Below are 5671 nucleotides of genomic sequence, written 5' to 3' on the forward strand. Positions count from 1 at the left end.
ATGTTTGTCGGGTCTTGATTGCCGAGAGCTTCTGGAGTGTTTTGGGTTAAATCAAAACTCGCAAAGCCATTTGCAGTCTCATCATCACAGCGTGTCAAGTCTTCTAAGTTTTGTATTTCTGGACTGGGGATTACTATTAAATCTAATGGACGTGTATCATAACAACCTGTACCATCATCGCCGTTTGGTCCTGTGTTTTCCGCTCTGACATAAAGGGTTTGTTGGTTGGGGTTGTTTGTTCCAAAAGGCTGTGTGGTATCAATAGGATTGACTCCTAAGTCGGCATCGGCTTGGGTCAAGTGAAAAGTAATTGTTACCTCAGGTTCATTGTTTAGAATATCTGCAATAGCGGCATCTAAATCAAATTCTGCAAAGCCGTCATTGTCGGGGTCACAAACCTCTAAAGGTTCTAAAGTCGGAGCCAAACTCGGTACAGGATTAACCACCAAAGTTAAAGTGGTAAAGTCTTCGCAACCTGTTGTCTGACTGGTTACCTTCACCTCTATCGTTTGGGGATTTATGAGGTTGACATAACTGTCTATTGGTGTTATCGGGTTGTTATTGGTTAAATCAGTTGGGGTTTCAAAAAACTCTACGTTTAGCTCATTATTGCCTTGGGTGATTTCATCTATCTTATCATTCAAATCAAAGGTGGCGATTTCATCGCTTAAATCTCCGCCTGTTTCATCATCACAAACGGCTAAGGGTTCGGGGTTGATAATCTCTGGTAATGGCAAGACTTCTATATCAAAAGACTCGATATTATAGCAATTTTGGGCATTGCTCGTGTCGGTTACCCGCACCCAAATGGTTTGTGGGCTACTCGTGTTTTGATAGTTCGTCGGTTGGGCTATTTCATTTTGATCAGTCTCGGCATCAGTTTCATTCAAGTGGTATGTGATGTCTAAGTTTGTTGGGTCTAAACTGCCTAAGACTTCGGGCTCTATTTGTGTTAAATCAAAAAACAAAAAGCCGTCTGTATTGTCATCGCATACCGATAGAGGTTCTGCTATTGGTGTCAGTATTGGACTATCGACTACTTGCAACTCAAAACTGCTGACCAAGCTACAACTGTTGTTGATGTCTTCGGTTCTAAAATAGATTGTTTGAACACTTTCTACCACATTAGAATAAGGCGAACTCAAGGCTCCAACGTTATTTTCGGCATCTGATTGGGTTAAATGATAACTGACTTGAACATCAGGGTTGGCTAAACTTATCACATCGTCTTGACTGCTTAAATCAAAGTTGTTGAAAAAGCCGTCGTTGTCATCATCGCATTCTACGATGTTTGGTGGGTTTAGGTTCACTGGGGCAGAATCGGTTACCGATATCTCAAAACTCGCTATTTCAAAACAGTTTGTTGGATCGCCAATGTTCTGCACTCTCACCCATATGGTCTGTGGGTTGCTGGTGTTAGGGTAAGCCGTGGGATCTGGAATGGGGTTTGACCCGCCATTGGCGTCGGCTTGGGTTTCGTGGTAACTCACAGAATGCGTCGTGGTGTCTTGGTTAGGTCCTAGTACCACAAAATTGTTTTCTGTAAGGTTGAAAGTGGCTGTACCTGTGCCGCTACCGTCGTCGCATAAACCTAAATCGTCGGGTTGTAATATCTCTACATCAAAGATTTCAATGGTAAAACTGTCAGTAGAAAAACAATCTGAGCTGTTGATGTTTTCGGCTCTGATAAATATCGTTTCTTGATTGTTTGCAGGTTGGTAGTTGGCAGGATCTGGTATGGGATTGTCTCCTATATCGGCTTCGGCTTGGGTGTTGTGATAGGTGAGTTGGGTTTCTGCTGGGTTTGATATGCCTAAACTACTCACATTGTTTTCGGTTAAATCAAAAGTTTGGGTTAGGGTGAAATCGCCGCATTGTGTTAAGTCTTCAGGGGGTGTTTGAATGTCTGGAGATAAAATTGCTTCTATTTGAAAGGAATTAACAGCAAAACAAGGTTGAGTGATTGGGTTTTCAACATTTACATAAATTGTGAACACTCCAGGGGTTGAAACTTCATAATTACTTGGAATTTGAATGGCATTTGCAGTATTATTATTGTTGGCATCGGCCTGACTGTCATAATAAAATACATTAAAATTATTGGGATCTTGACCATTTAAAGCTTCGTTATCATTAATTGTAAGATCAAAGCTGGCAGGTTGACCATTAGGAATACATTCTGTAATGTCTGTAAAGTTAGAACCCACTGAAACTCCATCTTGAACAAGTATGAATGATGTAATCGTAAAACAATTAGGATTTAGGATATTTTGAACTCTAACAAATATTTCTTCATTTTGTTCAGTAGCTTGATAATTGACTGATTGAGTATCTGGAATAGCTTGAATAGGATTGCCCTCCTCGGCAAAAGTTAATTCAGTAAAATACAAAATTTCAAACTCAGTAGGAATGTTTACGCCGAGAGCATTGAGATCAACTTCTGTTAAGTCAAAAAATGAAGAACACTCAATCAACTGTTGAACTGGCGTCGTTACTACTGGGTTTTCAAAAAAGTTAACCGTAATTTCATCAACAATCTGCGTGTTTGGTCCAGAGACCGTGACCTGATAAGTGCCACCAGGCTGAGTGATATCAATTGAGCTTCCAGTTTCTCCAGGAAGTACATCAAAATTTCCTGTATTAGTATTTAGAAGAGCCCATTCAAAAGTATCACCACCGGGAACGTTGGTAAAAACAGTTACCGTTTCATCTTCACAAGCATCAATATCATCACCGAGAATTGAACATGAGGTAGTACCAGCGCCAGGGTCATTTTCATTAGTTTGTTCAAAGCTTATAAATCCTTGATTTTGACTAAAGTTTGTAATCACAATGATATAAAATTCACCAGCTTGAGCATTAGGAATTCCCATAGTTTCTATAGCTGCTGCTGAATAACTGCAACCGTCTAAGGGATTACCATTAGGCAAATCTGGAACCTCAGTCGAAGAATTTAAGTTATCGCAATTACCTGAAGCGCTACTGAATGGTCCCCAAATTTTAAAATCGACATCTAATCCATTCCCATTAAAATCTTGACTTGTATTTTGTTCTAAGAAAAATTCAATGTCGCCAGATTGTTCTATTTGAACAAAAAACCATGCTGGAAAAGGTTGTAAATTAAGACAACCATAATCAGGGCCATTCTCGGCTGATGGAATTCCACCACCAGCGTTACTTGAGTTTGGAAAAAAGAAAACTTCACCACCAGCACAAAAAGGTTGGGCGGTATCGCAAGTAAAACCAGACCTTGAAATGACTTCTACAGGAATGGTTACTGCGTTTTCATTTGAACACCCAAAATCGTCAATAATATTTACCGTTACATTAAAATTTCCTAAAGCCGTAAATTCATGTTGAACAATGGGAATCGTTGTAGTTACTGTAGGTGAGCCATCACCAAAATCCCATACGTATTGTGGATTGGTTCCATTATTAGATGTAAAGTCTGGGTCAATTTCAAATGTTATCGGCAAAAAATTACCGATTTCATAGTTGCCTGATGTTGTGTTAAATTCAGAAGGTTCTACTTGCACCAAGTCTGCAGTTGTGGTGGTACAAGGCTCTCTACAGTCTATATTTGCAGCCCATCCTATCATTGAACCAAAAGGAAAAGTTGCTGATGTAAAAACTATAGTAAGGCAACCCGTTGGGTTTTGATCAGAAGCAGATACAAACAAAATTTCTGGATTATCAGACAAAGTGCCTGAAAATGTTCCGATTAAAAGTGCTGGATCTGCAGTATTTCCATCGTAAATTTCAAATGTATTACCTTGAATACCTGTTACATCAAATTCCGTAAATTCTAAAGTAGTTATCAAAGTTGGATCATCAGGACAAATTGTAACCGTAAAGTCTTCACCTGTGCTATAATTGCCACTTGCTCCTCCTGAGTCAAAAAAAGAGCCACTACACTGGTTAAATGTGCCATCTTGCATTAAGATATCTTGGGCTGAAATGTTATAAACAGATAATATAAAAAGAAGGCTATACAGTATTTTATTAATCGACATATATGTTAAGTATTAATATAATTTTAAATATTTTTCGAAAATAGTAAATTTTAAACTATATAAGATAATTATTATTTACTTAAATTTTGTTTTTAAAGCTAACCAATGGCATTATTTAATCGTTTTTTGAATTTTTAGAATTGGAATTGTGCAATTATATCAGTATTTTAAGGTATTGTTTATTTTTTTATTAAATTTAAAAAATTTTTATGGGTTTGTTTCAATTGATGTTGTGACTTACTGTGGCGAAGCCGTGTTTAAATTTTATTGAAACTTTCTTGTATTAGAAATTATTCAAGTTTTACATTTTACGTAAACCTATAATAATCAGCTATTTAAATAAAATTAAAATAATTCAGGTAAATAGAAATGAGTGAAATTGTATTGAGAAAAATATGGCATCGTGGCGACTATAGGATAGCAGCATTTTTTGATAAGCGAGACAATGAAACACGTTTAAAAATGAAGCAGATAGGTGCTCGATTCAGTAAAACACATTTGTGCTGGCACCTGCCTTACAACAAAAAAAATTATAACATATTCAAAACAAACTTTAGCAATATAAAGATAGAAAAGACAAATTCAGCATCACATCAAAAACAATCTAAAAATAAAAATAACGATAAGGCAAGCGTTGAAAGACAGCGTAAAAAGTTGCCCATAGTGAAAAATCACGAAAGGTTATCATCATCTGCATTTACAGTAGATGAATTGACCCATAAATCTCATTCATTTGAGATTGATCATCGTTTAAATCTAAGAGTGTTAGATAGTGTTGGGAAATATTAGGTACTTAAGATGAATTATGTTCAATCTTATGTCAAGGCCATTAAAAAAGTGAAAGGTGTTCATTGGAATGGTACGCATAAAGTGTATATGGTTTACAGACATCCACAGGTTAAGGCAAATGTTGAGAATATTTTTGGCGTACCATTGTTTGGTGAAGATTATTTTAAAAAACAAACCTTTGCCAAAGATTTGAGTGTTGAAGTGCATAAATATATAGATGATGAACGCTATATTCGGGTAAATTTTTCAGACGATTTCCGATTGGTTGACGTGTTGAGACGTGTAAGCCAAAGTCGTTATAGCAAGGCTTTGAATGCTTATTTGATTCCAGCAACGCCAAATCATAAGAAGTCTTTAGAACTTTTGCTCAGTGATTTAGAAGTAAAAATACACTATCACGTAGCTAAGACTTATTTTAAATCAAGCAACAAGATTAATAAAAAGTCAGTTGAATTGACCAAAACCAAGCAGACCTTGTTAGATATGGTTCCCGATTTTGCTAAGCCTTATGTTGAAGATATGACTAATATGTTGATGGCGGTGAACTACAGTACTTCAACTATTAAAAGTTATACAGGTGCATTTATAAGTTTTTTGCGGGTTAATGATTATGCTGATCCTGCTACGTTGAACAGGAAAGTTGTAGTCAAATATTTGTCAAGTTTATCTGAACGCGGTTTAAAATCTGCAAGTGGACATATGATTGTGAATGCTTTGAAGTTTTATTTTAAAAATGTTTTGGAATGGGACGACACAAAAAGTTGGAATATTCCGAGACCGAAAAAAGAAAAAACTCTACCTGTGGTTTTGAGTGTTGATGAGTGTCAACGTATTTTTAAAGCCGTAAAGCAACCTAAGCACAAATTGAT

The 5671-nt window shown here is 36.6% G+C and carries 3 protein-coding genes; 2 read left to right on the plus strand and 1 reads right to left on the minus strand.

All coding sequences use genetic code 11. The features are described 5' to 3' along the window. On the minus strand, positions 1 to 4013 hold a 4013-nt coding region (locus ACSSV5_RS12105), incomplete at its 3' end, for a PKD domain-containing protein (RefSeq protein WP_454246083.1). A 369-nt stretch (positions 4014 to 4382) separates the two neighbouring features. Here ACSSV5_RS12105 and ACSSV5_RS12110 point away from each other — a divergent pair. Both ACSSV5_RS12110 and ACSSV5_RS12115 read left to right on the plus strand, forming a co-directional pair. Further along, positions 4383 to 4802, plus strand: a complete 420-nt coding sequence (locus tag ACSSV5_RS12110) for a hypothetical protein (protein WP_454246084.1) — start codon at positions 4383 to 4385, stop codon at positions 4800 to 4802. A 9-nt stretch (positions 4803 to 4811) separates the two neighbouring features. Further along, positions 4812 to 5671, plus strand: an 860-nt coding sequence (locus ACSSV5_RS12115) for a phage integrase N-terminal SAM-like domain-containing protein (RefSeq protein WP_454246085.1), incomplete at its 3' end; no start/stop codon positions are given.

The sequence above is a fragment of the Psychroflexus sp. MBR-150 genome, assembly GCF_053628795.1.